Below are 24,538 nucleotides of genomic sequence, written 5' to 3'. Positions count from 1 at the left end.
TCGCCAAGGAAGGCGGCCGGGTCGGCTGGGGGTACCCCCGGACGAAGTCTGGGGGAGGCAACCTCGGCAGCGGTCAGGGAGGGGTGGCGCGATGTGTGCGATGACCGCATCGCCGTCGGCATCCTGCCGTCGCGCCCCCACCCCCCACGAGCACCGCGAGCCCGACCCCGCCTCGCTCCACCGACGAAGACGTGCGTCATGAGACGACGTCACGAGAGGAAACCCTCCCGTGCCTGCCACCGGCCGCACCACGCCCCGTACCCGTACCCGTACCCGTAAGACCCTGCGCCGCGGCCTCGCCACCGCCGCCGCCCTCCCGCTCCTGATCGGCGCGCTCGCCTCGTGCGGCTACGGCTCCCAGGCGGAGAAGGCCGATGACAAGACGTCCGGCACCGCTGCCGCCTCCGGCGGGAAGCTGTCGGCCTCCGAGGTCCGCATCGGCTACTTCCCGAACCTGACGCACGCCACCGCGCTGGTCGGCCTCCAGGAAGGCCTGATCGCCAAGGAGCTCGGCGGCACCAAGATCAAGCCGCAGGCCTTCAACGCCGGCCCGTCCGAGATCGAGGCCCTCAACGGCGGCTCTCTCGACATCGGCTTCATCGGCCCCTCGCCGGCCATCAACGGCTACGTCAAGTCCAAGGGCCAGAACCTGCGGATCGTCTCCGGCTCCGCCTCCGGCGGCGTCAAGCTCGTCGTGAACCCGGAGAAGATCAAGACCCTGGACGACCTCAAGGGCAAGCGGATCGCCACCCCTCAGAAGGGGAACACCCAGGACGTCGCCTTCCTCAACTGGATCGCCCAGAAGGGCTGGAAGGTCGACCCCGAGTCCGGCAAGGGCGACGTCTCCGTCGTCCGCACCGACAACAAGGTGACGCCGGACGCCTTCAAGCAGGGCTCGATCGACGGGGCGTGGGTGCCCGAGCCGACCGCCTCCAAGCTGGTCACGGACGGCGCCGCGGTCCTCCTCGACGAGACCGACCTGTGGCCCGACAAGAAGTTCGTCATCACCAACGTCATCGTGTCGCAGAAGTTCCTCAAGGCGCACCCGGACGTGGTCGAGGCCGTGCTCCGCGGCACCGTGAAGACCAACGAGTGGATCAACGCCGACCCGGACCGGGCCAGGGCGTCCGCGAACGCGGCCCTGAAGGCGGAGACCGGCAAGGAACTGGACGCGAAGGTCATCGACCCCGCCTGGAAGAGCATCCTCGTCACCGACGACCCGCTGGCCACCACCCTCAAGGCGCAGGCCGACCACGCCGTCAAGGCCACCCTCATCGAGCAGCCCGACCTGGCCGGCATCTACGACCTGACGCTCCTGAACAAGGTGCTGAAGCAGGCCGGCAAGCCGGAGGTCTCCGACGCCGGCCTCGGCGCGAAGTAAGCCCGCACGAAGTCCGCACGCAGTCCGCACGCAGTCCGCACGCAGTCCGCACGCATCAACCCCCAGGAGGTGACGACCATGGCCACCACGCTTGCCAAGGCCGCCGAGGGCGCCGTCGCGACGGCCGCCCCCGCCGCCGCCCGCATCGAGCACGTCTCGAAGTCCTTCACCGGCCCGGCCGGATCGCAGCTCGTCCTGGACGACATCAGCCTCGATGTCGCTCCCGGCGAATTCGTCACCATCCTGGGGGCCTCGGGCTGCGGCAAGTCCACCCTCCTCAACCTGGTCGCCGGCCTCGACAGGCCCAGCGCGGGCAGCATCGAGACCGCCGGCCGGCCCGCCCTGATGTTCCAGGAGCACGCCCTCTTCCCGTGGCTGACCGCGGGCAAGAACATCGAACTCGCCCTGCGGCTGCGCGGGATCCCCAAGTCCGACCGCAAGCCGGAGGCGGAACGGCTGCTGGAACTGGTCCGGCTCGGCGGCGCGTACGGCAAGCGCGTCCACGAACTGTCCGGCGGCATGCGCCAGCGCGTCGCCATGGCCCGCGCCCTCGCCCAGGACAGCCGGCTGCTGCTGATGGACGAGCCGTTCGCCGCGCTCGACGCCATCACCCGCGACGTCCTGCACGGCGAACTCACCCGCATCTGGGAGGAGACCGGCGTCTCGGTCCTCTTCGTCACCCACAACGTGCGCGAGGCCGTACGCCTCGCCCAGCGCGTGGTCCTGCTCTCCTCCCGGCCCGGCCGGGTCGCCAAGGAGTGGGCCGTCGGCATCCCGCAGCCGCGCCGCATCGAGGACGCGGACGTCGCGGAACTGTCCCTGGAGATCACCGAACACCTGCGTGGGGAGATCCGCCGCCATGGCCAGCACTGAAACGAAGGCGAAGACGGACGACCTCGCCGGCCTGGAGGCCGGCCTCGACGCGCTCGACGCCGTCGAGGTCCGCCGCACCCCGGTCAGGGAGGTCCTCCTCAAGAAGGTCCTCCCGCCGGTCCTGGCCGTCGCCCTGGTCCTCGCCGTCTGGCAGATACTCGTCACGACCGGGGTCACCGAGGAGAGCAAGCTGCCCCCGCTGTCCGCGGTCTGGGACAGCCTCGCCGACATGTGGCTCAAGGGCACCCTGCTCGACGTCATCTGGACCTCCGTCTCCCGAGGCCTCCTCGGCTTCCTGCTCGCCCTCGCCATCGGCACCCCCCTCGGCCTGCTCGTCGCCCGGGTCAAGCCGGTACGGGCAGCGCTCGGCCCCATCCTGTCCGGCCTGCAGTCCCTGCCGTCGGTGGCCTGGGTCCCGCCGGCCGTCCTCTGGTTCGGCCTCAACGACGCCATGATGTTCACGGTGATCCTGCTGGGCGCCGTCCCGTCCATCGCCAACGGCCTCGTCTCCGGCGTCGACCAGGTGCCCCCGCTGTTCCTGCGGGCCGGCCGCACCCTCGGCGCGACGGGCTTCAAGGGCGTGTGGCACGTCGTCATGCCGGCCGCACTGCCCGGCTACCTGGCCGGCCTGAAGCAGGGCTGGGCGTTCTCCTGGCGCTCCCTCATGGCCGCCGAGATCATCGCCTCCTCGCCCGACCTCGGACTCGGCCTGGGCCAGCTGCTGGAGAACGGCCGCAACAACATCGACCTGCCCGGCGTGTTCCTCGCGATCATCCTGATCCTCGTCGTCGGCATCGCCATCGACCTGCTGATCTTCAGCCCGGTCGAACGGTGGGTGCTCCGCAGCCGCGGCCTCCTGGCCAGGAGCTGACCGCCGTGCCCCCCGCCCCCTCCTCCCCCGTCCTCCTCGTGATCGCCCACGGCAGCCGCGACCCGCGGCACGCGGCGACCGTCCACGCCCTCACCCGGCGGGTGCGGGCGCTGCGGCCGGGGCTGCGCGTCGAGACGGCCTTCCTCGACTTCAACGCCCCCCGCGTCGAACAGGTGCTGTCCGCGCTGCACGCCGACCGCGTCCACGACGTGGTCGCACTGCCGCTGCTGCTCACCCGCGCCTTCCACGCGAAGGCCGACATCCCCGCGGTGCTCGCGGAAGCCCTCGTCCGGCTGCCGGGCCTCACGGTCCGCGTCGCCGACGTCCTCGGCCCCTCCCCACTGCTGACGGAAGCGCTGGAACTCCGGCTGCGGGAGGCGGGGATCACCCCGGCGGAGCGCGCCGGCACCGGTGTGGTGCTCGCGTCCGCCGGCTCATCGGACCCGGAGGCGATCGCAGTGATCGCAGAAACCGCGCGGGAGTGGCGGCACACCGGTTGGTGCGCCGTGCGGCCTGCGTTCGCCTCCGCCGCTCTGCCCCGTACGGAGGACGCCGTACGGGCCCTGCGGGCGGAAGGCGTCCGCCGCATCGCGGTGGCGCCGTACGTCATCGCCCCCGGCCGGCTGCCGGACCGGATCGCCGCCGGGGCGCGGGAGGCGGGCGCGGATGTGGTGGCCGGCGTGCTGGGCGCCGCCCCGCAGCTGGCCCGCCTGCTGCTCCGCCGGTACGACGCCGCCGTCCCGGCCCCCGCCGCGGCCCGCCACCCCACCGCCCTCTCGGCCTGACACCCGCCGCTGCGCGGAGCATAACTGTGGGCTCCGCCCCCAGACCCTCCCCCAGCTACCGCTGGGGGCACCCCCAGCGCCTCAAACGCCGGCGAGGCTGAAACATCCAGCCCGCGCGGCGTTTGAGCGCAACGGGTCCGGGCAGAGCCCGGTTTCGGGAAGGGGCGGGGTGGGGAAAGGCTCCGCGCAGCGGCGGCGGCTAGCGGTGGCGGGACTCGGCCTCGTCGGCGAGGGCGGTGAGGTCCGCGACGGACATCGAGCCCGGCGCGATCCCCTCCCGGGCGAAGATGTTCGCCGCATGCCGCAGCACCTCGTTGACCGGGGTCGGCACCCCGTGGAGCCGCCCCAGCAGACAGACTTCCCCGTTGAGGTAGTCGGCCTCGATCGACCCGGTCTTCCGGTGCAGGCTCTGCCAGGACGACCCGCCCCGCAGCACCGCGGGCTGCACGGCGCGGCCGTCCCAGGCCGCGGCCTCCTCCGCTTCCGACACGTACGCGATGCCCGCGGCCGCGAAAACGGCCTCGCCCTCACGGCGGGCCCGCCGGAGCAGTGCCGTCTTGGCCGGGTCGGGCTCGGGCCCGGTGGTGGCCTGGATCGCGTTGCCGAGGTTGCCGAGCAGCTTCCCGTACTTCCACCGCATCACGTCGTCGACCACCGGGGCGTCGAAGCCGGCCTTCTCCAGGTCGGCGGCGATCCGCCGGGCCCGCGCGTCCGCGCCGCCGGCGGCCGGGCCGATGTGCAGGATGCCGGTCCGGGGCGTGCCGAGGGCGCTGACCACGCCCGGCTCCAGGAACGTCGCCGGCAGCCAGACGCAGACCCCGTACACATGCGCGAAGCGGCGGAGGGCGAGGCGCTGGCTCTCGACCCCGTTCTGCGCGCACAGGACGGGCAGCCGCTGGGCCGCCGTCCCGCCGCCCGCGACTTCCGCGGCGCCCCACAGGTCGAGCGCGGCGATGGCGTCCTGGGTCTTCACGGCCAGCAGCAGGACGTCGTCCGGCCGGAGTTCGCCGAGTTCCGCCGGGTCCTCGACCACGGGCAGCCGGTGCACCCGGGGCCCGTCGGCCGTGGTGAGCCGCAGCCCGTCCGTGTGCAGGGCGCGGGCGTGTGTGCCCCGCGCGGCGAGGACGACCTCACGGCCTGCTTCGGCGAGGCGTCCGCCGATGGTTGCGCCGATCGCTCCGGCGCCGATGATGATGTAGCGCATGTGCGGAGCCTGGCACATCCGGCGGCCTGCGTTGCCGTCGGGGGCACGGTGGGGCGGCCGTGCGCTGGAGGTGCACGCACGGAGCGGGGAGCCCCTGCCGGTGTGTCACCGCGGGGCGGTCCGGCGGGCATCCCCCACCCGGGGCTCCCCCGGGGGCTAGCGGGTCATCTCGACGAGCTTCACCACCGTGTTCCAGTTCCGGGTGGTGGCGTCGATGCCTTTGAACACGGCGGGCCGGAACAGGGCCTCGGCCAGCTTGGACCGGCCCAGCCCTTCGGGCGCGTACAGGTAGACGACCCGCTCCCCCACGGTGAACTCCTCGGGCAGGAAGGCCTCCCGGTCGATCCCGGTGAACCGCCCGTCGTCGGGCTGCTCCGAGAGGAAGGTGGCGTGCAGCTGTTTCCCCTCCAGCTCGTCGGCGGGGTACGGGCAGCCCTCCTGTACGGCGCGCAGCCGGGCCCCGTCGACGACGAGACAGGCGACGGGGAACCCGAACCGTTCCTCGATCGCCCGCTCGATCTGCGCGGCGAGCGCGGCGGGGTCGGCGTCCCCGCCGCCGAAGACGGCGTTGCCGCTCTGCAGGTAGGTGCGCACGTCCTCGTACCCGAGGCCTTCGAGCACCTCGCGCAGCTCGGCCATCGGGACCTTCTTCTTCCCGCCGACGTTGATGCCGCGCAGCAGGGCCGCGTATGTGGTCATGCCCGCACCATAGCCTCGATGAGGTCGGCGGCCTGCTGCGTACCGCCTTCCTGCGCCATCTCCGCCCGGATCTCCGCGGCCCGCCGGGCGACGTCGGGGTCGGCGACGAGGGCCTCCACGGCCTCCCGCAGCGTACGGGCGTCCGCCTCCTCCATGGGGACGTGCCGGGCGACGCCGAGCGCCTGCAGCATGTCGGCGTTCCCGAACTGGTCGACGGCCTGCGGTACGGCGACCATCGGCGTGGCGGTGGCGAGCCCTTCCTGGCTGCCGCCGGCCCCGGCGTGCGTGATGAAGGCGTCGGCCTTCCGCAGCACGTCCAGCTGCGGGACCCACCGGTGGACCTCCACGTTCTCCGGGACCTCCCCCAGCTCCGCCACGTCCGTGAACCGGCCGATCTGCAGGACGACATGCCAGCCGGGCACTCCCCCGAAGGCCTCGATGCACGCACGGTAGAAGGCGGGCTGCTTGGTGAACGTCGACCCGAGCGACACGAGCAGCACCTTCTCCGCCCCGGCCGGCCGCGCCCACACGCCCTGGGCGCTGCGGTCGCCCTGGCAGGCGCCGACGAAGGTGTGGACGGCCGGGTCGACCCGGTCGGCGTGCGGCTGGAGGGCGCGCGGGATCAGCACGATGCTGCGCCGGGGGCGGCCGACGAACGGGTCGGGGTCCTCGTCGATCCCGTTCTCGGCGAGCCAGGCCGAGAAGCGGGCGTAGTACGCGCGGCCGCGCTCGGAGGCGCGCAGCCCGGCCGTCATCGGTGCGGCGACCTCCTCCTCGTAGCCCTCCCAGGCGACGAGGTTCGGCGACAGCGACACCGCGGGCACGCCCCACCGGTGGGCCAGTACGCGCGCCGGGTAGGAGGTGATGTCGTGCAGGACGAGATCGGGCTCGTCCCCTTCGAAGGCGGCGGCGAGCTGCGGCAGGGCCTGCACGGCGTCGTGGAGGAAGGGCTCGATCTGGTCGATGAGCTCGGTGCCCCAGGCGTCGGGCTCGTCGTCGGTGGGCAGGGTCGAGGTCCAGATCACCGGCGTGGCGCCGGTTTCGGCGACCTTGTCGGCGAAGGAGGCCGGGACGGCGTAGCTGACGCGGTGCCCGCGGGCGACGAGCTCGCGGATCACCTCGATGCTCGGGTTCACGTGTCCGTGTGCGGCGATCGAGAACATGGCGATGTGTGCGGGCTTGGCTGAGGTCATGCCGCAACCATAACGAGACGATACGTCTCGTGCAATTGTTTTCCTTCGCGTCCCACGGCGATCGGGAGTTGTGGCTGATGCACGATCCCAGCGCCGGGGCCGCGGCCCCGGCGGGCGTGCGATCCCCGAGCACCACAGGCACGTCAGATCACCGGCGGCCGCCCGAGGCGGCTCATCCGCCATACCGTCCGCCACCGGATCGGCTTCCGCGGCGGGCACTCCAGCCGGACTCCCTCGAAGAAACCGGCCCACCATGACGCAAGCCCGGACAGCGGGGCCGCTGCACGAGCGTGTAGGCGGCCCACGTCGCGAGGTAGACCGGCACCAGGACGGCAGGCAGATTCCGCTTGGCCAGCCACACCCGGTTCCGGCCGGTGTTGCGGTAGTAGACGGCGTGCCGGGAAGCCGCCGTGCGCGGGTGTCGGAGCAGCATGTCCGCCCGGTAGTCGATGTCCCAGCCGGCGTCCAGGGCCCGCCACGCGAAGTCGGTTTCCTCGTGCGCGTAGAAGAACTGCGCGGGGAAGTCACCGACCTCGTCGATCACACGCATGCGGATGGCGTGACCGCCGCCGAGGAAGGCGGTGACCGGTCCGGACCGCTCCGGATCGGCGCCACCGAGCCTGGGCACGTGACGGCGCCGGCTCAGCCCCTCCTCGTCGACGATCCGGAAGCCGGCGATGCCCAGGCGGGGGTTCTCGGCGAAGGCCTCGCGTACGAGCCGCAGGGTGTCCTTGCGGGGCAGCAGCCCGTCGTCGTCCAGGACGACCACGATGTCCGCGCCGCCGCGGTCCCGCAGCCACTGAACGCCGACGTTCCGGCCGCCGGGAATGCCCAGGTTCTCCGGGAGCTCGACGCCGGCGACTCCTTCCGGCAGCGGGGGGAGTGCCACGCCTTGGCCCAGCACGACGACGGCCGCCGGATCGCCTTCCTGGTCGGCCACCGAGCCGAGCCGCTGGCCGACGCCATCGCAGCTGCCGCCGACGGGCGCTTCCTGCTTCCGGCCGGACCCCTCGCCCTCATGCTCGCCGATCGGTCGGCACACCTGCCGTAGCAGGCAGACCGGCCGCCGGACCCGGTGGGGCGGGAGTGCGAGACTGGGTGGGGCCGCTGAGGTGCGGTGTCGGGAGGGGGCGGGAGGGCGTATGGACGAGGGGCGGGCCAGGGGTGTGCTGGCCGCCGCGGGGGTCACCCGGGCGGCCGGAGGGCCGGTCGCCGAGCTGCTCTCCCTCGGCGAGAACGCGGTCTTCGGCGTCGGCGGCCTCGTCGTGAAGGTCGGCCGGGAGGCGGGCCTGCTGGAGCGGGCCGGCCGGGAGATCGCCGTGGCGCTGTGGCTGGAGCAGGCCGGGATCCCGGCGGTGCGGGCGGCGGAGCCGGAGCCGCGGCTGGTGGAGGGGCATCCGGTGACGGTGTGGCACCGGCTGCCGGACGCGGTCCGGCCGGCCGGGCCCGAGGACCTGGCGGTGCTGCTGCGCCGCATCCACGCCCTGCCGGCGCCGCCGTTCGACCTGCCCGCGCGGGACCTGCTGGGCGGGGTCGAGCGGTGGCTGCGGCTGGCCGGCGACGCCGTCGACCCGGCGGACGCGGCGTACCTGCGGGCCCGCCGCGACGGCTACGCCGGCCAGGTGGCCGGGCTCAGCCCGCACCTCCCGCCGGGCCCGATCCACGGCGACGCCCTCCCCCGCAATGTGCACGTCGGCCCCGACGGCCCGGTCCTGGTGGACCTGGAGACCGTGTCGGTCGACCTGCGCGAGCACGACCTGGTCGTGATGGCCCTGTCCCGGGACCGGTACGGCCTGCCCGCCGCGTCGTACGACGCGTTCGCCGCCGCCTACGGGTGGGACGTGCGCGACTGGGAGGGCTGCGCCGTGCTGCGCGGCGCCCGCGAGACGGCGAGCTGCGCGTGGGTCGCCCAGCACGCCCCCGCCGACCCGAAGGCCCTCGCCGAGTTCCGGCGCCGGGTGGCGTCCCTCCGGGACGGGGACACGGAAATGCGCTGGCACGCCTTCTGACGGTGCCGTATCAAGGTCCCGTATGCACACGCTTCGTCTCGTCCGCCACCAGGCCCGCCTGGGGCCGCACACGTTCACGGTGTTCCGCCCGGCCCGCACGCCGGCCCGGGCCCTGCTGCTGGACGCCGGCTGGTTCCTGAACGCCCGGTTCGGCCGGGAGGCGGCGGAGCTCACCGCCGGCCTGTGGGCCCTCGCCGCGGCCTCGCCCCGCGCCCTGGTGCACCTCCCGATCCGCGCCAACGCCGCGGCCGACGGCGGCACGGGCGGGCGGCCGCTGGACCTGGTCCTGCTGCACCACTCCCTGCAGTTCGCCCCGTCGCGCTGGAAGGAGCTCCGCGGCCGGCTCGGCCCGGGACGCCCGCGCACGGTGGACCTCCGGGAGGCGAGGGCGGACCGCGCGGAGCGGATGGATCGCCACGACTGGGCGAACCGGGAGGTGTTCCGCCAGCACGTGCACGGCGACACCCTGTTCCTGACCGGCAGCGCCCGTACCTTCCGCAGGACCTCCGGCCTCTTCGCCGACCTCGCCCGCAACGGCCCCGCCCAGGCGGCCGCCTTCCCGGACAGCCACTACTGCCAACGCCTGTACTGCGGCCCGCGCGACCGCGACCTGCACATCGAGTACAGCGCCGACGTCCCGGTCACCGGCTTCGCGGGATGACCGGCCAGGAGGGCTCGACGACTGCCGTGGGGTCCGCGGTGCGGCGCAGGTAGGCCTGCAGGGAGGCCGACTGGGCGGCCGCCGCGCGGACCTGGAGGTCGTGCAGGTCGGTCAGGGGCATCGTCCCGACGGGCCGGTGCCGCTCGCCCATGCGGCGCACCACGCGGGCGGCGGCCACCGCGTCCGCCCGCGCGTTGTGCGCGTCGTCGAGCGGGACGCCGTAGTGCGCGCACAGCGCGTGCAGGGCCCGCTTGCCCTTGCGGTACCGGTCGACGTGTTTGTCGATCACCAGCGGGTCGATGACCGGCGAGGGCTCGTCGCCGAGGCGCTCCCCGATCGACTCCAGCCCGTACCGCCGGCACTCGCGGTCCAGCAGGGACAGGTCGTAGCGGGCGTTCATCACGACCAGGGGCGTCCCCGACCGCAGGACCGCGGCGACGGCCCGGGTGATCTCCTCGACTCCGGACGGGGCCGGGGCCCCGTGCGCGCGGGCGTGGTCCGTCGAGATGCCGTGGATGGCGGAGGCCTGCTCGGGTATCGCCACCCCGGGGTCGAGGAGCCAGGTCCGCTCCGCCGAGACGGCCCCGTCCGGCTCCAGCCGGACGACCGCCGCGGTGACGATGCGGTCGGTCTCGACGTCCGTCCCCGTGGTCTCCAGGTCGAAGGCCACCAAGGGCCCGCTGATCCAGTTCATCGCGTGACCCCCGCTCCGGCGTGCCGGTTCCCCATCACGCGCCCCTCCCCCGTCACGTCCGCGGCCGTCAGTCCTCGGCCACGGCACCGTTCGTCAGTCGTCAGCCGTCGGCCGGTGCACATTCACCGGCCACCGACTTTCAGCCTGCCACGGGGCACTGACAGTCACGACACCGGGCGGGAGTCCTGCCAGATCGACTCGAATTCCTCCCGGTACGTGGGGAAAAGTCCGTGTTCCGTATCACGTGGTGCCGCCGCGGCGCGCGCGCCGCCGCCCCGCAGGACCAGGACCGGGGCCTCCATGCCGCGCGCCCGGCGCAGGTACGACTGCACGACCGCGATGCCGGAGTTCTCGCCCTCCACCAGGTAGGCGGTGAAGCGGGGGGTCTCGTCGAAGACGTGGATCTCGAACCGGGAGGGGTCCCGCAGCCCGGCCCGGACCCGCCGGACGTGGAGGATGTTCATCTCCACCGACCGGCTGAGCTCGCCCTTGCGCAGCCCGAGCTCCCGCTCGCGGCGCTTGACGGCGCTGCTGGCCGGGTTCAGGAAGAGCAGCCGGACCCGGCAGCCGGCCTCGGTGAGCCGGACGAGTCTTCGCCCGGAGTAGTTCTGGACGAGGAGGTTGAGCCCTATGCCGATGGCGTCGAGCCGCCGCGCCCCGCCGAAGAGGTCCTCGGCCGGGAGCTGCCGCTGCAGCCGGACCCGGTCGGGGTGGACGGAGACCACGTCCGCGTACCGGTCGCCGACGAGGTCCTCGACGGCGTCGATCGGGAGCCGGTCCGCCGACGGGGAGCCCGCGCCTCCGCCGAGCACCTCCAGGAGCCGGGCGGAGGCGCGCTCGGCCTGTTCCAGCACGGCCCGGGACAGCGCCCGGTTGCGGGAGACGACGTTTCGGGTGACCTCCAGCTCGTCGAGGGCGAGCTCGATCTCGCGGCGGTCGTCGAAGTACGGCTCGAAGCACGGCCAGTGCTGGACCATCAGCTCGCGCAGCTGGGGCAGGGTCAGGAAGCTGAGGACGTTGTCGTCGGCGGGGTCGAGCAGGTAGCCCTTGCGGCGGCTGACCTCGCGGACCGCGACGGCCCGCTGCACCCACTCCTGGCCGGCGGGCCCGGCGGCGACGACGACCCAGTCGTCCTCGCCGTGCACGGGCTCGTAGATCGGCCGCAGGACCGCGCCGACCACCGACCGCAGCCGCTGTTCGATCAGATTCAGCCAGATGTATGCACGGCCCGCGCGCTGGGCCCGGGTGCGCACCTCGCTCCAGGCGTCCGCGCCCCAGTCCAGCTCGGCCCCGGCCCGTACCGCCCCGGCCTCGGGTGACGCGAGGGTCACCGCGCCGCCCGGCACTCCGCCGGACCCGCCGGTTCCGCCGGCCCCGCCGCCGCCCCCGGCCCCTTCCGGCACCCCGCCGGACGCACCGCCGGGTGCGCCTCCTGGGGCGTCCGCCGAGCCTCCCTCGTGACCGCCGTCACCAGGGGGAAGCTCCAGCCCTCCCGAGCTCACCCGTGCACCGCCTTCTGCGTTCTGGACGCCCGTCTCCAGTGATCACGGAAGGGTACTCCGAGGTCGGCGCCCGGTGCAGCCGGATGCGACCCGATGGACCGTACACAGGTGATCTGTTGACCCATTATCGGATGCGCACACAGTCCGCTGACCCGCATATCGGCACACCGGGTCACCCGGCAGGAGTATCCCAAGTCCCCGCGTACAGCCCCTCTTTCGGGGAAGATCCTGCCCATGGCACGGATCGGCGGCCCCCGACGGCGAACCAGCCACCCGCACGCCGAGGGGAAGACGGGAGAGAGTCGTTGTCCATGCAGGTCTGGCCGGGACACGCGTATCCGCTCGGCGCCACCTACGACGGCGCGGGCACCAATTTCGCCGTCTACTCCGAGGCCGCCCGGCGCATCGAGCTGTGCCTGCTCCACGAGGACGGCTCCGAGACGGCCGTCGAGCTGCGCGAGACCGACGCCTTCGTCCGGCACGCCTATCTGCCGGGCGTGATGCCGGGCCAGCGCTACGGGTTCCGGGTCCACGGACCGTACGAGCCGGAGCGCGGGCAGCGCTGCAATCCGGCCAAACTGCTCCTCGACCCGTACGCACGCGCGATCGCCGGGAGCATCGACTGGGGCGAGGAGGTGTACGGCTACCACTTCGGCCGGCCCGACTCCCGCAACGACCTCGACTCGGCTCCCCGCACGATGAGTTCGGTCGTCGTGAACCCGTACTTCGACTGGGCCGACGACCGTCCGCCGCGCCACGAGTACCACCGGACGGTGCTGTACGAGGCCCACGTCAAAGGGCTGACCATGCGCCACCCCGAGCTCCCGGAGGAGCTGCGCGGCACGTACGGGGCCCTCGCGCACCCGGCGGTCATCGGGCACCTCACGAAGCTCGGGGTGACCGCGCTGGAGCTGATGCCGGTGCACCAGTACGTGCACGACCACCGGCTGGTCGACGACGGGCTGACCAACTACTGGGGCTACAACACGATCGGCTACTTCGCCCCGCACAACGGCTACGCCTCGGGCGACCGCGGCCATCAGGTGCTGGAGTTCAAGTCGGCGGTCCGGGCCCTGCACGAGGCCGGGATCGAGGTGATCCTGGACGTGGTCTACAACCACACCGCCGAGGGCAACCACCTGGGCCCGACGCTGTCCTTCCGGGGCCTCGACAACGCCTCGTACTACCGGCTGGCGGACGATCCGCGGCACTACACGGACACCACCGGGACCGGGAACTCGCTGCTCATGCGCTCCCCGCACGTCCTGCAGCTCATCATGGACTCGCTGCGCTACTGGGTCACCGAGATGCACGTGGACGGGTTCCGCTTCGACCTGGCGGCCACGCTGGCCCGGCAGTTCCACGAGGTGGACCGGCTGTCGTCGTTCTTCGACCTGGTCCAGCAGGACCCGGTGGTCAGCCAGGTGAAGCTGATCGCGGAGCCCTGGGACCTGGGCGAGGGCGGCTACCAGGTGGGGAACTTCCCGCCGCTGTGGACCGAGTGGAACGGCAAGTACCGCGACACCGTGCGGGACCTGTGGCGCGGGCAGCCCCGGACCCTCGCCGACTTCGCGAGCCGGCTGACCGGCTCCTCGGACCTCTACCAGGACGACGGCCGGCGCCCCCTCGCCTCCATCAACTTCCACACCTGCCACGACGGTTTCACGCTGCGGGACCTCGTCTCGTACGACGAGAAGCACAACGAGGCGAACCGGGAGGGCAATCGGGACGGCGAACCCCACAACCGGTCCTGGAACTGCGGGGTGGAGGGGACGACCGAGGACCAGGAGGTCCTCCAGCTGCGCGAGCGGCAGATGCGCAACTTCGCGGCCACCCTGATGCTGTCGCAGGGCGTGCCGATGCTCAGCCACGGCGACGAGTTCGCCCGCAGCCAGGACGGCAACAACAACGCCTACTGCCAGGACAACGAGCTGGCGTGGGTGGAGTGGCCGGAGCCCGGCAAGCCGGCGCCCTCGCTGCTGGAGTTCACCCGCCGGATGGTGTGGCTGCGCCGGGACCACCCGGTCTTCCGGCGGCGCCGCTTCTTCCACGGGCGGCCGGTCGAGGGCACCCACGACGAGCTGTCGGACATCGCCTGGTTCACCCCGTACGGGGAGCCGATGCGGGCCCGCGACTGGCAGGCGCAGCACGCGCGGGCGCTGACGGTGTTCCTGAACGGGGAGGCCATCTCCGAGCCGGGGGCCCGCGGGGAGCGGATCACCGACGACTCGTTCCTGCTGATGTTCAACGCGGGTGCGGAGTCCCAGGAGTTCACGGTGCCGGCCGGGCACGGGGCGCAGTGGCGGCTGGTGGTGGACACGGCCCGGCCGGAGGTGCCGCCGCCCGGCACCGGGCCGCAGTACGCGGCCGGGGACCGCGTGACGCTGACGGGACGCTCGCTGGCGGTCCTCCAGCGGCCGGAGTGACGGCGGCGAGCCGCCGGAGCTGGCCGCGTACAGCCAACCCGGTGCAGTCACCCGAATGCACCGGTTCATGGCACGGAATCCGGCGGGGCGGGTACGTACGTTCTCATGAGCCGGCGTCATACTCACCTCACAGCAGAATCTGACATTCCGACCGCCGCCACCGGGGCGACCCCTTCGTCGACGTATCGCCTCCAGCTGTGCCCGGAATTCCCGTTCGCCGCCGCCGAGAAGACCGTTCCGTACCTCGCCTCGCTCGGGGTCTCCCACCTGCACCTGTCCCCCGTCCTGGAGGCGGTGCCCGGGTCGGCCCACGGGTACGACGTCACCGACCACTCCCGGGTGCGGGAGGAACTCGGCGGGGAGCGCGGGCTGCGCGGGCTGGCCGCCGCCGCCCGGGAGCACGGGCTGGGCCTCGTGCTGGACATCGTGCCCAACCACATGGCGGTGCCCTCGCCGCTGCGCCTGAACCGGCCCCTGTGGGAGGTCCTGCGGGAGGGGCCGCAGTCCCCGTACGCCCGCTGGTTCGACATCGACTGGGAGGCGGGCGGCGGGCAGGTGCTGCTGCCGGTGCTCGGCGAGCCGCTCGACCCGGCCGCCTGCACGGTAGGCGAAGGCCTGCTGCGGGTCGGCGGCTCCTGGGAGTTCCCGCTGCGCGCCGGGACGGCCGGGCTGCCGCTACCGGAGCTGCTGGCCGCCCAGTGGTACCGGCCTGCCTGCTGGCGGGAGGCCCGCACCGGGCTCAACTACCGCCGCTTCTTCACCATCTCGCAGCTCATCGGGGTCCGGGTGGAGGACCCGGCGGTGTTCGCGGCGACGCACGCGAAGCTGCTGGAGCTGGTGCGCGACGGCGTGGCCGCCGGGCTGCGGATCGACCACGTGGACGGCCTCGCGGACCCCGGGGCGTACCTGCGGCGGCTGCGCACGGCCGTGGGGGACGGCTGCTGGGTGGTCGTGGAGAAGATCCTGGCCGGGCGGGAGCGGCTGCCGGCCGGCTGGCCGGTGGCGGGGACCACCGGGTACGACGCGCTGCGGCAGGTGGACGGGGTGTTCACCGACCCGGCCGGCGCGGCCGCACTGGACCGCCGCTACCGGGAGTCCACGGGCCTGCCGGGCTGGGAGGACACGGCCCGGGCCTGCACGCGGGAGGTGCTGACCGGCGATCTGGCCGCCGAGCTGGGGGCGCTGGAGCGGGCCGCGGGGCCGGAGGCGGCGCCGGCGGTGCGGGAGGTGCTGATCGCCTACCCCGTCTACCGGCCGTACCCCGGGGGCGGGGGGCTGGATCCGGGGGCGCTGGCGGAGGCCGCCCGGCGGGCCGGTGCGGCGGCGGTGGCCGGCGTACGGGAGCTCGTGCGGGAGGATCCGGCGTTCGCGGCGCGCTTCGCGCAGACCTCGGCCGCGCTGCGGGCCAAGGCGCTGGAGGACCGGGCCTTCTACCGGTACGCGCCGCTGCTGTCGGCCACGGAGGTCGGCGGGGATCCGGGGCGGCCGGCGGTGGAGCCGGACGGGTTCCACGCGTACTGCGCCGGGCTCGAACGGGACTGGCCGGGCTCGGGGACGGTGCTGTCCACGCACGACACCAAGCGGAGTTCGGACGTCCGGGCGCGGATCGCGGCCCTGTCGCAGGCGCCGGAGCTGATGGACGCGCCCGGCCCCGGTGCGGACGCCCCGGGGGACGACCCGCAGCTGGCCTGGGTGGCGCGGCAGACGGCGTACGGCCTCGGCGAGGTCCCGGACCGCGCGGAACGGCTCGCGGGGGCGCTGCTCAAGGCGGTGCGCGAGGCCGCCCTGCGCACCGGCTGGACCGAGCAGGACGCGGCGTACGAGGCCTCCGTCGCCCGGTACGTCCCGGCCGGGACGGAGGGCGCGGAGCTGCCGCAGGCCCTCGCGGAGGCGGCCCGCGCCAACCTGCTGGGGATGGCGCTGCTGCACCTGGCGATGCCCGGCGTCCCGGAGGTCTACCAGGGGGCGGAGACGGAGTACCGGGCACTGGTGGACCCGGACAACCGGCGCCCGGCCCGGTTCCCCCGGGAGGCGCTGGCCCGGCTGGACGCGGGGGCGGCGCCCGAGGGGGTGGCGGAGGAGAAGCTCCTGCTGACGGCCGCCCTGCTGCGGCTGCGGCGGGACCGGCCGCGGCTGTTCACCGGGTACGCGGCGCTGGCCGCCCGCGGCCCGGCAGCCCGGCGCTGCCTGGCCTTCGCCCGCCCGGGCGGCCTGGTCGCGGTGGCGACCCGGCTCTCGCTCCGGCTGGCCCGGGCCGGGGGCTGGCGGGACACCGTCCTGCCGCTGCCGCCGGGACGGTGGCGGCCCGTCCTGCCGCCCGCGCCCGGAGCGGCGCCCCCGGCGGCCCCGTACGAGGGCGGGGTGCGGCTGGCGGAGCTGCTGGCGGCCCGGCCGGTGGCGGTCCTGCTACGGGACGGGGCCGACGGGGGCGGGGACGGCTGAAGCGGGGGCGGCAGCGGAAGCGGGGACGGCCGGAGCGGCGGCGGGGACGGGAGCGGTGGGAGCGGTCGTCCGGGGCGGGACGGCGAGTAGCCCGGCGAAGGCCTCCGCGGCGCCCGTCAGCGGGACGCGGGAGAACACGGCCAGGGGCCGGTGCCACGGCGGGTCGAAGGACAGCAGCGCGCAGTCCTCGCCGAGGGCGCCCCGGGCCGTGTGGGCGGGGGCCATGACGATCCCGGTGCCGGCGGCGGCCATGCGGACGGCCGTGGAGGTGTGCTCGGTGCGCAGCACGGTGCGCGGGGTGAAGCCGACCTTGCCGCACGCCCAGTCGAGGAACGGCTCGCCGTGCACGGTGGGTTCCATCGCGCAGCGGATCCAATCGCGATCGGCGAGTTCGGCCAGGCGTACGGAGCCGCGGCCGGCCAGCGGGTCGTCGAAGGGGACGACGAGCACCAGCTCCTCCCGGCCGGCCGGGAGGACGGGGCCGGTCCACTCCTTGGGCTCGGGGCCCACGGCGAGGTCGGCGACGCCGCGGTCCAGCTGTTCCTCCAGGGTTTCGGTGGACCCGTACTCGCGCAGGACGAGCTGGACGCCGGGGTGGCGGCGGCGCCAGCGGACGGCGACGGCCGGGAGCAGGCCGACGGCGACGGAGTGGACGGTGGCGATGTGCAGTTCGCCGCCGACGGCCCCGGCGGCGGCGCGGGCGGCGCGCCGCGCCTGGCGGGCGCTGCGGACGGAGAGCTGGGCGTGCGGCAGGAACGCGCGGCCCATGGCGGTGAGGCGGACCCCGCGCGGCATGCGTTCCAGCAGCGCGCCGCCGACCGACCGCTCCAGGGCCTTGATCTGGTGGGAGAGGGCGGGCTGGGTGACGTGCAGGGCGTCGGCGGCGCGGGTGAAGGAGGACTCCTCCACGACGGCGAGGAAGTACTCCATCTGACGCAGGCTCATGGACGCGAAGCATAAACATCCTGCATGGGACCGAGTAGATCATTGCCTTGGACCGCGGGCCGGGCCCGGCCGCAGGGTTGAGGGCATGAACACCGCAGATGTGATCGTGATCGGCGGCGGCACCGGCGGGTACGGCACCGCCCTGCGCGCCGCGGCCCTGGGCCTGGACGTCGTCCTCGTGGAGCGCGACAAGGTCGGGGGGACCTGCCTGCACCGCGGGTGCATACCGAGCAAGGCCATGCTGCACGCGGCCGAGCTGGTCGACGGGGCGGCCGAGGCCCGTGAGCGCTGGGGGGTGCGGGCGACGGTGGACGGGGTGGACTGGCGTGCCCTGACCGCCACCCGGGACGACATCGTCGCCCGCAACCACCGCGGGGTGGAGGGGCACCTGCGGCAGGCCGGGGTGCGGCTGGTGCACGGCTCGGCCCGGCTGACGGGCCCGCGTTCCGTACGGACGTCGGACGGGCGGGAGTTCACGGCGGCGCGCGGCATCGTGCTGGCCACCGGGTCGCGGCCGCGCGTCCTGCCGGGGCTGGAGCCCGACGGGCACACGGTCGTCACCAGCGACGACGCGCTGTTCGCACCGGGGCTGCCGGGGTCCGTGCTGGTGCTGGGCGGCGGTGCGATCGGCGTGGAGTACGCCTCGTTCCACCGGTCGATGGGGGCGCAGGTGACGCTGGTGGAGGCCGCGGACCGGCTCGTTCCGCTGGAGGACGCGGACGTGTCCCGGCATCTGGCGCGGGGGCTGCGGGGGCGCGGCATCGACGTACGGACCGGGGCACGGCTGGAGGGGGCCGAGCGGCTCGCGGGCGGGGGCGTGCGGGGCGCCGTACGCGGTCCGCGCGGGGACGTCGAGGAGGTGTCGGCGGAGCGGCTGCTGGTCGCGGTGGGGCGGGTTCCGGTGACCGACGGGCTGGACCTGGCGGCGGCGGGACTGGCCGCGGACGGGCGGGGTTTCGTGGCGCCCGCCGACTGGTCCCGGCTGGAGACCGCGGTGCCGGGGATCCACGTGGTCGGAGACCTGCTGCCGCCGCCCTCGCCCGGGCTGGCGCACGCCTCGTTCGCGGAGGCGCTCCTGGTGGCGGAGACCCTGGCGGGGGTGCCGAGCCCGCCCGTGGACTACGCGGCGGTGCCCAGGGTGACGTACTCGTCGCCGCAGACGGCCGCCGTGGGGCTGACGGAGGCCCAGGCCCGCGACCTGGCGTACGACGTGGTGGTGGGCTCCATGCCGCTGACGGCCATCGCCAAGGGGATGGTGCACGGGCAGGGCGGGACGGTGAAGGTGGTCGCGGAGCGGGGCGGTCGGGTGCTGGGCGTGCACCTGGTGGGGCCGCACGTGTCGGAGATGATCGCGGAGAGCCAGCTGATCGTGGGCTGGGACGCGGAGCCGTCCGACGTGGCCCGCCACGTCCACGCGCACCCGACGCTGTCGGAGGCGGTGGGCGAGGTGTTCCTGACCCTGGCCGGCCGCGCCCTGCACCAGCAGCAGTCACCCGGCGGCCGAGGCTTTGGCCAGGGCATCTCGGGAAGTGTGGGGCGCGCGGAGCAGTAGGGGGCGTGTGCGGCGGGCATTGCATCAGACGTGACCCACCTCCGTGACATGCGCTACCCCACACCGCGCGAACTCGCGCTGGCCGCCCGCGCACTGGCGGACGAACACCCCCGCCGGGTCCGGCTGCGCCAGGCCGGCCGCTCCCGGGCCGGGGAACCCCTCTGGCTCCTGTCCGTGGCCACGGCCGGGACCACCGCGGGCAGGACCGTCGCGGACGGGACCGCGTCGGACCGGCAGGCCGCTGGCCGGCAGGGCGTCGGCGGCGGGCCGCGGGAGCGCTGTGTGCTCGTCGTCGCCGGCGCACACGCCAACGAGCCCGTCGGCGGCGCCACCGCCCTCGCCCTGGCCCGCCGCCTCGCCCGCGGCCCCGCCCCGCACACCGGCGGAGACTGGCACTTCCTCCTGTGCGCCGACCCCGACGGCGCCGCCCTGCACCGCACGCCGCGGCCGGACTCCCTGCTCGACTACCACCGGAACTTCTACCGGCCGCCCGGCCCCGAACAGCCCGAGTGGGCGCCGTCCTTACTGCCCCCGGACCGGCTGCCGCCCGAAACGCTGGCGCTGACCGCCCTCATCGACGAGCTGCGGCCGGTGCTCCAGGTCTCCCTGCACGGCACCGACCTCGGCGGCTCCTGGGTCCAGCTCACCCGGGACATACCCGGCCTCGCCGAGCCCTTCGCCAAGTCCGCCGCCGAGCTGCGCATCCCCGTGGAGACCGGGGCCTCGGACGCGGTCGGCTGGCCCTCCCCCGGGCCCGGGATCTTCGTCATGCCCCCGCCGGGACACGACGCCGCCGGGGCGTTCCACCCGGAGGACACCCGGCTCAGCACCTGGTACCGCACCCACCGCTACGCCGGCACCACCGCCATCGTGGAGGTTCCGATGTGGGCCTCCGACCTGGTGGACGACCCTGCCCCGCACCCCGACCCGCGCGGCGCCCTGCGGTTCCTGGCCGGCCGGCTCGCCGAGGACGCCTCCCTCGTCTCCGCGGTCCGGGACCGGGCGGCGGACGCGGTGCCGGGCGCGGACCCGGGTGCCGCCTCCCTGCTGCGCGCCGTCGACTGGACGCTCGGCCTGATCCCCGGGATCACCGCCGAGTGGACGGGCGCCGGAGCCCCCGCCGAGGCCTCGACGGCCCGCATCGGCAGCATCGACGCCTTCGGGCGGCGGCTGTCCCTGCGCGCCGCCGCGATGCTGCTGCGGGTGCTGCACGTCCAGGGCCACCCGGCCGCGGCCGGGCTGGACCGGCTCGTCTCCGGCTGGTGCGCGGAGTTCGAGGCCCGGTTCCACGCCCGCCGGGTCCCGGTCGCCGACCAGGTCGAGCACCAGACCCGTACCGTGCTCGCCGCCTACGAGCGCCTCACCGCCGCCGACTCCGCCGGCTCCGCCGGCCCGTAGCGTCCGCGGACACGGGGGTAGTGGCCCCCGCGTCCCCGGGTGGATCGTGTGCGCGGTGGCCGCCGGCGTGCCCCCGGCCACCCTCGCGTACCCGGTGCTGTGGCCGTGGCACCGGGAGGACGCCCGGGCCGGCCGGCGGCGGGGGCCGAGGGGGCCGTCCTGGCCGAGGGGGCCGTCCTAGCCCGTCGCCAGGCGGAAGGACATCCGGCCGAAGCCGACCTGGTCGCCGTCGCGGACCACGATGGAGCCGGTCACCCTGCGGCCGTTGACGGTGGTGCCGTTCGAGGAGCCGAGGTCGGTCAGGACCCACATCCCGTCGTGCATGCCGAGTTCGGCGTGCACCCGGGAGACGGTCTCGTCGGTGAGGCGGAGCCCGTTGCCGGGGTCGCGGCCGATCCGCAGGGGCTGCGCGCCCGGGTGCGGCAGCAGCAGCTTCGGCAGGCGCTCCGCGCTCCAGGCGCGCCGGACCCCGGCGGACACGGCGGAGACCCGGCCGACCCAGCCGAACAGGCGGCGGGTCCAGGCGGCTTCCTTGTCCCGGCCGTCGAGGTCGGCGACGAGGACGGCGAGTTCCTCGGAGCGGCGGGCGACGAGGGCGAGCTCCATCCGGCGCAGGAAGGTGTCGTGGGACAGCTTGCCGAGGGCGGCTCCTTCGCGGAGCTTGCCCAGGGCGAGGTCGCGCTCCGCGTCGGAGAGGCGCGGCGCGGGATAGGCGGAGAACTCGAAACTCGACGTCACAGGGTGATTGTCGGCCCGTCAGGGCCGGAGTGTCCAGAACTGCTCCGGCCACCGGTGATGATGGGTACGACACATGGCAAAGCTCACGTTCCGGTACCGCCGCAGACGAGGGAGCCGCCCGTGCAGTTCGAGGTGTGGGCACCGCTGACAGACCGGGTCGCCCTGCGGCTCGCGCCCGCCGCAGCCCAAGCCACAGCCACAGCCCAAGCCGGAGCCCAAGCCGCATCCGGGACCGCGGGAGAGGCCGTGGGCTGGACCGCGTACGACATGGTGCGCGATCCGGGGCGGGACGGCTGGTGGGTCGTCGACGTCCCGGCCGCCGACGGGGACCGGTACGGGTTCCTGCTGGGCGGCGACCCGGCCGTACGGCCCGATCCGCGCGGCCGCCGGCTGCCCGACGGGCCGGACGGGCCGTCGGCCGTCGTGGACGTCGCGTCCCTCGCCCCGCAGGCGCCGTCACCCGGGGTGCGGCTGCAGGACGCGGTCCTGTACGAGCTGCACATCGGCACCTTCACCCCCGAGGGCACCTTCGACGCGGCCGCCGCCCGCCTCGGCCACCTCGTCTCGCTCGGTGTCACGCACGTCGAGCTGATGCCGGTCTGCCCCTTCCCCGGCCGGCACGGCTGGGGGTACGACGGGGTCGCGCCGTGGGCGGTGCACGAGCCGTACGGCGGACCGGCCGGGCTCGCCCGGTTCGTGGACGCGGCGCACGCGGCCGGCCTCGGGGTGGTGCTGGACGTGGTCCACAACCACCTGGGGCCGTCCGGGAACCATCTGACGGCCTTCGGCCCGTACTTCACGGACACCCACCACACGCCCTGGGGTGCGGCGGTCAACCTGGACGCGCCCGGCTCGGACGAGGTCCGCGCGTACTTCACCGGCAGCGCCCTCGCCTGGCTGCGCGACTACGGGATCGACGGGCTCCGCCTGGATGCGGTGCACGCGCTGGCCGACGGGCGGGCGCTGACGTTCCTGGAGGAACTGGCGGCGGCGGTGGACTCGCTCGCCGCCGAGACCGGCCGGCCGCTGTTCCTGATCGCCGAGTCCGACCGGTGCGACCCGCGGACCACCACCCCGCGCGCCGAGGGCGGGCAGGGCCTGCACGCCCAGTGGAACGACGACTTCCACCACGCCCTGCACTGCGCGCTGACCGGCGAGTCGCAGGCGTACTACGCCGACTTCGCCGAGGCGCCGCTGGCCGCCGTGGCGAAGACCCTGACCCGGGCCTTCTTCCACGACGGGACCTGGTCGGCGTTCCGCGGCCGCACCCACGGCCGGCCGGTGGACCGCCGCCGGACCCCCGCGCACCGCTTCCTCGGCTACAGCCAGACCCACGACCAGATCGGCAACCGGGCGCAGGGCGACCGGCTCGCCGGCTCCCTCTCCCCGGGGCTGCTGGCGTGTGCGGCGGCGCTGGTGCTGGCCGGGCCGTTCGTGCCGATGCTGTTCATGGGCGAGGAGTGGGGCGCCGGCACCCCGTGGCAGTACTTCACCGACCACCCGGACCCGGAGCTCGCCGAGGCCGTCCGCACCGGGCGGCGCCGGGAGTTCGCGGCCCACGGCTGGCGGGCCGGGGACGTCCCGGACCCGCAGGACCCGGCGACCCGGGACCGGTCCTGCCTGGACTGGGCGGAGCCGGAGCGCGACCCGCACGCGCGGCTGCTGGCCTGGTACCGGACCCTGGTCGGGCTGCGCCGCAGCCACCCGGACCTGCGCGACCCGGACCTGGGGGCGGTGCGCGTGGCGTACGACGAGGAGCGGCGCTGGATCACCTTCCGGCGCGGCGACGTACGGGTGGCGGTGAACCTCGCCGCCGAGCCGGCGGTGATCGCCCTGGGCCGCAACGGGGTCCGGGTGCTGGCCTCCTGGGATCCGGTCGGCCACCCGGATCCGGAGGGCCGTGTCCACGTCCCGGCGGAGTCGGCCGTCCTGCTGGCGCCGTGACCGGCGCCGCAGGATGACCCGGCCTTCCGGCGGCCCGGGCCTCCGGCGCGCGCCCTGGCCGGCGTACCGCCCGGGGCCTCAGTGCGCCCTGGCCGGCGTACGGCCCAGGCCTCAGTGCGTGCCGAGGCGGCGTACGGCCCGGTCCTCCGCCCGCTCCACCGGGCCCCGCCCGTACGCGTGGACCAGGGCGAGGTGGAACAGGGCGGGGGCGGTGGACGTCCAGTGGTGGATGCGGTCCGGGCGGAGCATGTACCCGACGACGTCGGCGGGGCGGAACGGGACCAGGTCGACGCTCTGGTGCTCCCACCGGTCGGCGACCCCGCGGGACATCCGCTCCTGCAGGCCCGCCCCGGTCAACTCGCCCAGCCGGGCGTGGAAGTGGGCGCTCCACTGCCGCCGTTCCACGTCGAGCACGAAGGCGAGCAGGCTCAGGGTGTACTCGTGGGGTTCCAGGGAGAGTTCCTCGCGCATGCCGCGGCGCGCCACCTCGTGCAGGTCGGGGGCGTTGCGTCCGGCGGAGTCGAGGTGCCGCGAAAGCCCTTCGTTCACCGAGGAGTTCCACAGGCCGGTGCCGGTGCGGACGCTGTCGGCGCGGCGGGTGACGGCCAGGAGGTGGTCGGCGGTGACCACGGCGACGTTGACGCCGAAGCTGCACTGCAGGAAGGCGGGTGCGGTGAGGGGGTCGCCGGGGTCCAGGTAGCGGCCGCGCGGCGTGGTGCCGTCGGGCAGCCTGCGGTCGAGCTGCTGGGCGGCCAGGAAGGTGAAGTAGTCGGTGGGGCGCAGCCGCAGCCGGACCTCCGGCTGCTCCTCCAGGGGGCTGCGGGAGACGGACACCTCGTCGACGGCGTAGCGGGGGCCGTTCCAGGCGCCGCCGCCGTCCCGGGCGCTCTCCTGCTCCTCGATCTCGTCGCGCCAGGGGGCCATCTCCTCGGGCAGGACGGCCTCCTGGTCGAGGACCTGGACGTGGACGGCGGACGGGGCGATGGGGTGCCGGCCGTCGCCCTCCACGATCAGGGTGGAGGTGCGCAGCGGGCCGAGGGCGAACGTCGACCAGGCGGCGGCCCCGCCGTCATCGTGGCGGAACGTCAGACTCCGTACCCTGCCGGCCGATCGCCGTCTGAACCGGTGCCAGGCGTCCTCGATCGGCTGCTGGAACAGGCTCCCGAGGACGAGCCCGAAGACGGCGCCGACCGCGCCGTTGACCACGTCTATTCCGCTCAC

19 protein-coding genes and 2 pseudogenes are annotated in these 24,538 nt (G+C 74.6%); 12 read left to right on the top strand and 9 right to left on the bottom strand.

Going from position 1 to position 24,538, the window contains the following annotated elements:
• Window positions 1–229: 229 nt before the first annotated feature.
• The 4 genes from ACIQUT_RS01175 to ACIQUT_RS01160 all read left to right on the top strand — a co-directional run bounded on the left by ACIQUT_RS01175 (window position 230) and on the right by ACIQUT_RS01160 (window position 3,910).
• The gene (locus ACIQUT_RS01175; RefSeq protein ID WP_403557930.1) at window positions 230–1,381 is read left to right on the top strand and encodes an aliphatic sulfonate ABC transporter substrate-binding protein; all 1,152 of its coding nucleotides are present in this window, start codon (window positions 230–232) and stop codon (window positions 1,379–1,381) included.
• A gap of 69 nt (window positions 1,382–1,450) precedes the next feature.
• Window positions 1,451–2,254: an ABC transporter ATP-binding protein gene (locus ACIQUT_RS01170; RefSeq protein WP_403557928.1), complete on the top strand. Its 804-nt coding sequence runs from the start codon at window positions 1,451–1,453 to the stop codon at window positions 2,252–2,254.
• On the top strand, window positions 2,241–3,125 hold the full coding sequence (locus tag ACIQUT_RS01165; RefSeq protein ID WP_403557926.1) for an ABC transporter permease: 885 nt from the start codon (window positions 2,241–2,243) through the stop codon (window positions 3,123–3,125). The genes ACIQUT_RS01170 and ACIQUT_RS01165 overlap by 14 nt, the downstream gene beginning before the upstream one ends.
• Window positions 3,126–3,130: 5 nt before the next feature.
• Window positions 3,131–3,910 (top strand): sirohydrochlorin chelatase, encoded by a 780-nt coding sequence (locus ACIQUT_RS01160; protein ID WP_403557924.1) that lies wholly within the window; start codon window positions 3,131–3,133, stop codon window positions 3,908–3,910.
• A gap of 199 nt (window positions 3,911–4,109) precedes the next feature.
• Here ACIQUT_RS01160 and ACIQUT_RS01155 read toward each other — a convergent pair whose 3' ends face one another.
• From ACIQUT_RS01155 to ACIQUT_RS01140, 4 genes and pseudogenes are all read right to left on the bottom strand, one after another.
• Window positions 4,110–5,114 carry a ketopantoate reductase family protein gene (locus ACIQUT_RS01155; RefSeq protein WP_403557922.1) on the bottom strand — a complete coding sequence of 335 codons (1,005 nt, stop codon included), beginning with the start codon at window positions 5,112–5,114 and terminating at the stop codon, window positions 4,110–4,112.
• Window positions 5,115–5,270: 156 nt separating this feature from the next.
• Complete coding sequence (locus ACIQUT_RS01150) at window positions 5,271–5,813, bottom strand: DUF1697 domain-containing protein (protein WP_403557920.1); 543 nt, start codon at window positions 5,811–5,813, stop codon at window positions 5,271–5,273.
• Window positions 5,810–7,062 (bottom strand): annotated as a pseudogene (mgt, locus tag ACIQUT_RS01145) (macrolide-inactivating glycosyltransferase). The gene ACIQUT_RS01150 and the pseudogene mgt overlap by 4 nt, the downstream one beginning before the upstream one ends.
• 87 nt (window positions 7,063–7,149) lie before the next feature.
• Window positions 7,150–7,946: pseudogene (locus tag ACIQUT_RS01140) on the bottom strand (glycosyltransferase family 2 protein).
• Between ACIQUT_RS01140 and ACIQUT_RS01135 the strand changes: the two are divergent.
• From ACIQUT_RS01135 to ACIQUT_RS01125, 3 genes are all read left to right on the top strand, one after another.
• The gene (locus ACIQUT_RS01135; protein ID WP_403559359.1) at window positions 7,899–8,057 is read left to right on the top strand and encodes a hypothetical protein; all 159 of its coding nucleotides are present in this window, start codon (window positions 7,899–7,901) and stop codon (window positions 8,055–8,057) included. The pseudogene ACIQUT_RS01140 and the gene ACIQUT_RS01135 sit on opposite strands and share 48 nt — an antisense overlap.
• Window positions 8,058–8,148: 91 nt before the next feature.
• Window positions 8,149–9,015 (top strand): phosphotransferase, encoded by an 867-nt coding sequence (locus ACIQUT_RS01130; RefSeq protein WP_403557918.1) that lies wholly within the window; start codon window positions 8,149–8,151, stop codon window positions 9,013–9,015.
• Between the two features lie 22 nt (window positions 9,016–9,037).
• Window positions 9,038–9,676, top strand: a complete 639-nt coding sequence (locus ACIQUT_RS01125) for a hypothetical protein (RefSeq protein ID WP_403557916.1) — start codon at window positions 9,038–9,040, stop codon at window positions 9,674–9,676.
• On the opposite strand, the gene ACIQUT_RS01120 is transcribed toward ACIQUT_RS01125, so the two are convergent.
• Together ACIQUT_RS01120 and ACIQUT_RS01115 are read right to left on the bottom strand one after the other, a co-directional pair.
• Window positions 9,657–10,370: a 3'-5' exonuclease gene (locus tag ACIQUT_RS01120; RefSeq protein WP_403557914.1), complete on the bottom strand. Its 714-nt coding sequence runs from the start codon at window positions 10,368–10,370 to the stop codon at window positions 9,657–9,659. The two genes, ACIQUT_RS01125 and ACIQUT_RS01120, sit on opposite strands and share 20 nt — an antisense overlap.
• A gap of 164 nt (window positions 10,371–10,534) precedes the next feature.
• Window positions 10,535–11,872 carry an SAV2148 family HEPN domain-containing protein gene (locus ACIQUT_RS01115; protein WP_403557912.1) on the bottom strand — a complete coding sequence of 446 codons (1,338 nt, stop codon included), beginning with the start codon at window positions 11,870–11,872 and terminating at the stop codon, window positions 10,535–10,537.
• Window positions 11,873–12,183: 311 nt separating this feature from the next.
• Between ACIQUT_RS01115 and glgX the strand changes: the two genes are divergently transcribed.
• Both glgX and treY read left to right on the top strand, forming a co-directional pair.
• Complete coding sequence (gene glgX, locus ACIQUT_RS01110) at window positions 12,184–14,298, top strand: glycogen debranching protein GlgX (protein WP_403559246.1); 2,115 nt, start codon at window positions 12,184–12,186, stop codon at window positions 14,296–14,298.
• Between the two features lie 105 nt (window positions 14,299–14,403).
• Window positions 14,404–16,740, top strand: coding sequence for a malto-oligosyltrehalose synthase (gene treY / locus ACIQUT_RS01105; protein ID WP_403557910.1), 2,337 nt, complete (start codon window positions 14,404–14,406; stop codon window positions 16,738–16,740).
• Here treY and ACIQUT_RS01100 read toward each other — a convergent pair.
• The gene (locus tag ACIQUT_RS01100; RefSeq protein ID WP_403557908.1) at window positions 16,705–17,685 is read right to left on the bottom strand and encodes a LysR family transcriptional regulator; all 981 of its coding nucleotides are present in this window, start codon (window positions 17,683–17,685) and stop codon (window positions 16,705–16,707) included. The genes treY and ACIQUT_RS01100 overlap by 36 nt on opposite strands.
• A gap of 85 nt (window positions 17,686–17,770) precedes the next feature.
• On the opposite strand from ACIQUT_RS01100, the gene lpdA reads away from it, so the two are divergent.
• Together lpdA and ACIQUT_RS01090 are read left to right on the top strand one after the other, a co-directional pair.
• A complete protein-coding gene (lpdA, locus tag ACIQUT_RS01095; protein WP_403557906.1) occupies window positions 17,771–19,237 on the top strand; it encodes a dihydrolipoyl dehydrogenase in 1,467 nt (488 codons plus the stop codon).
• Between the two features lie 30 nt (window positions 19,238–19,267).
• A complete protein-coding gene (locus ACIQUT_RS01090; RefSeq protein ID WP_403557904.1) occupies window positions 19,268–20,635 on the top strand; it encodes a M14 family zinc carboxypeptidase in 1,368 nt (455 codons plus the stop codon).
• Between the two features lie 177 nt (window positions 20,636–20,812).
• Here ACIQUT_RS01090 and ACIQUT_RS01085 read toward each other — a convergent pair whose 3' ends face one another.
• Window positions 20,813–21,373, bottom strand: a complete 561-nt coding sequence (locus tag ACIQUT_RS01085; RefSeq protein ID WP_403557903.1) for a DUF1707 and FHA domain-containing protein — start codon at window positions 21,371–21,373, stop codon at window positions 20,813–20,815.
• A gap of 120 nt (window positions 21,374–21,493) precedes the next feature.
• Here ACIQUT_RS01085 and treZ point away from each other — a divergent pair, with 120 nt between their 5' ends.
• A complete protein-coding gene (treZ, locus tag ACIQUT_RS01080; protein ID WP_403557901.1) occupies window positions 21,494–23,317 on the top strand; it encodes a malto-oligosyltrehalose trehalohydrolase in 1,824 nt (607 codons plus the stop codon).
• Between the two features lie 111 nt (window positions 23,318–23,428).
• On the opposite strand, the gene ACIQUT_RS01075 is transcribed toward treZ, so the two are convergent.
• Window positions 23,429–24,538: a hypothetical protein gene (locus ACIQUT_RS01075; RefSeq protein WP_403557899.1), complete on the bottom strand. Its 1,110-nt coding sequence runs from the start codon at window positions 24,536–24,538 to the stop codon at window positions 23,429–23,431.

The sequence above is a fragment of the Streptomyces sp. NPDC090445 genome (assembly GCF_044769385.1).
In the GTDB taxonomy this organism is placed as follows: Bacteria; Actinomycetota; Actinomycetes; order Streptomycetales; family Streptomycetaceae; genus Streptomyces.
The sequence above is the reverse complement of the archived record's forward strand: the minus strand, read 5'-3'. Positions and strand labels throughout refer to the sequence as shown.

Bases quoted from the DNA above. Each gene is read 5' to 3' on its own strand.
- ACIQUT_RS01165 (WP_403557926.1), top strand. From the start codon at position 2,241: ATGGCCAGCACTGAAACGAAGGCGAAGACGGACGACCTCGCCGGCCTG.
- ACIQUT_RS01155 (WP_403557922.1), bottom strand. From the start codon at position 5,114: ATGCGCTACATCATCATCGGCGCCGGAGCGATCGGCGCAACCATCGGC.
- ACIQUT_RS01150 (WP_403557920.1), bottom strand. From the start codon at position 5,813: ATGACCACATACGCGGCCCTGCTGCGCGGCATCAACGTCGGCGGGAAG.
- ACIQUT_RS01130 (WP_403557918.1), top strand. From the start codon at position 8,149: ATGGACGAGGGGCGGGCCAGGGGTGTGCTGGCCGCCGCGGGGGTCACC.
- ACIQUT_RS01125 (WP_403557916.1), top strand. From the start codon at position 9,038: ATGCACACGCTTCGTCTCGTCCGCCACCAGGCCCGCCTGGGGCCGCAC.
- ACIQUT_RS01120 (WP_403557914.1), bottom strand. From the start codon at position 10,370: ATGAACTGGATCAGCGGGCCCTTGGTGGCCTTCGACCTGGAGACCACG.
- glgX (WP_403559246.1), top strand. From the start codon at position 12,184: ATGCAGGTCTGGCCGGGACACGCGTATCCGCTCGGCGCCACCTACGAC.
- treY (WP_403557910.1), top strand. From the start codon at position 14,404: ATGAGCCGGCGTCATACTCACCTCACAGCAGAATCTGACATTCCGACC.
- ACIQUT_RS01100 (WP_403557908.1), bottom strand. From the start codon at position 17,685: ATGAGCCTGCGTCAGATGGAGTACTTCCTCGCCGTCGTGGAGGAGTCC.
- lpdA (WP_403557906.1), top strand. From the start codon at position 17,771: ATGAACACCGCAGATGTGATCGTGATCGGCGGCGGCACCGGCGGGTAC.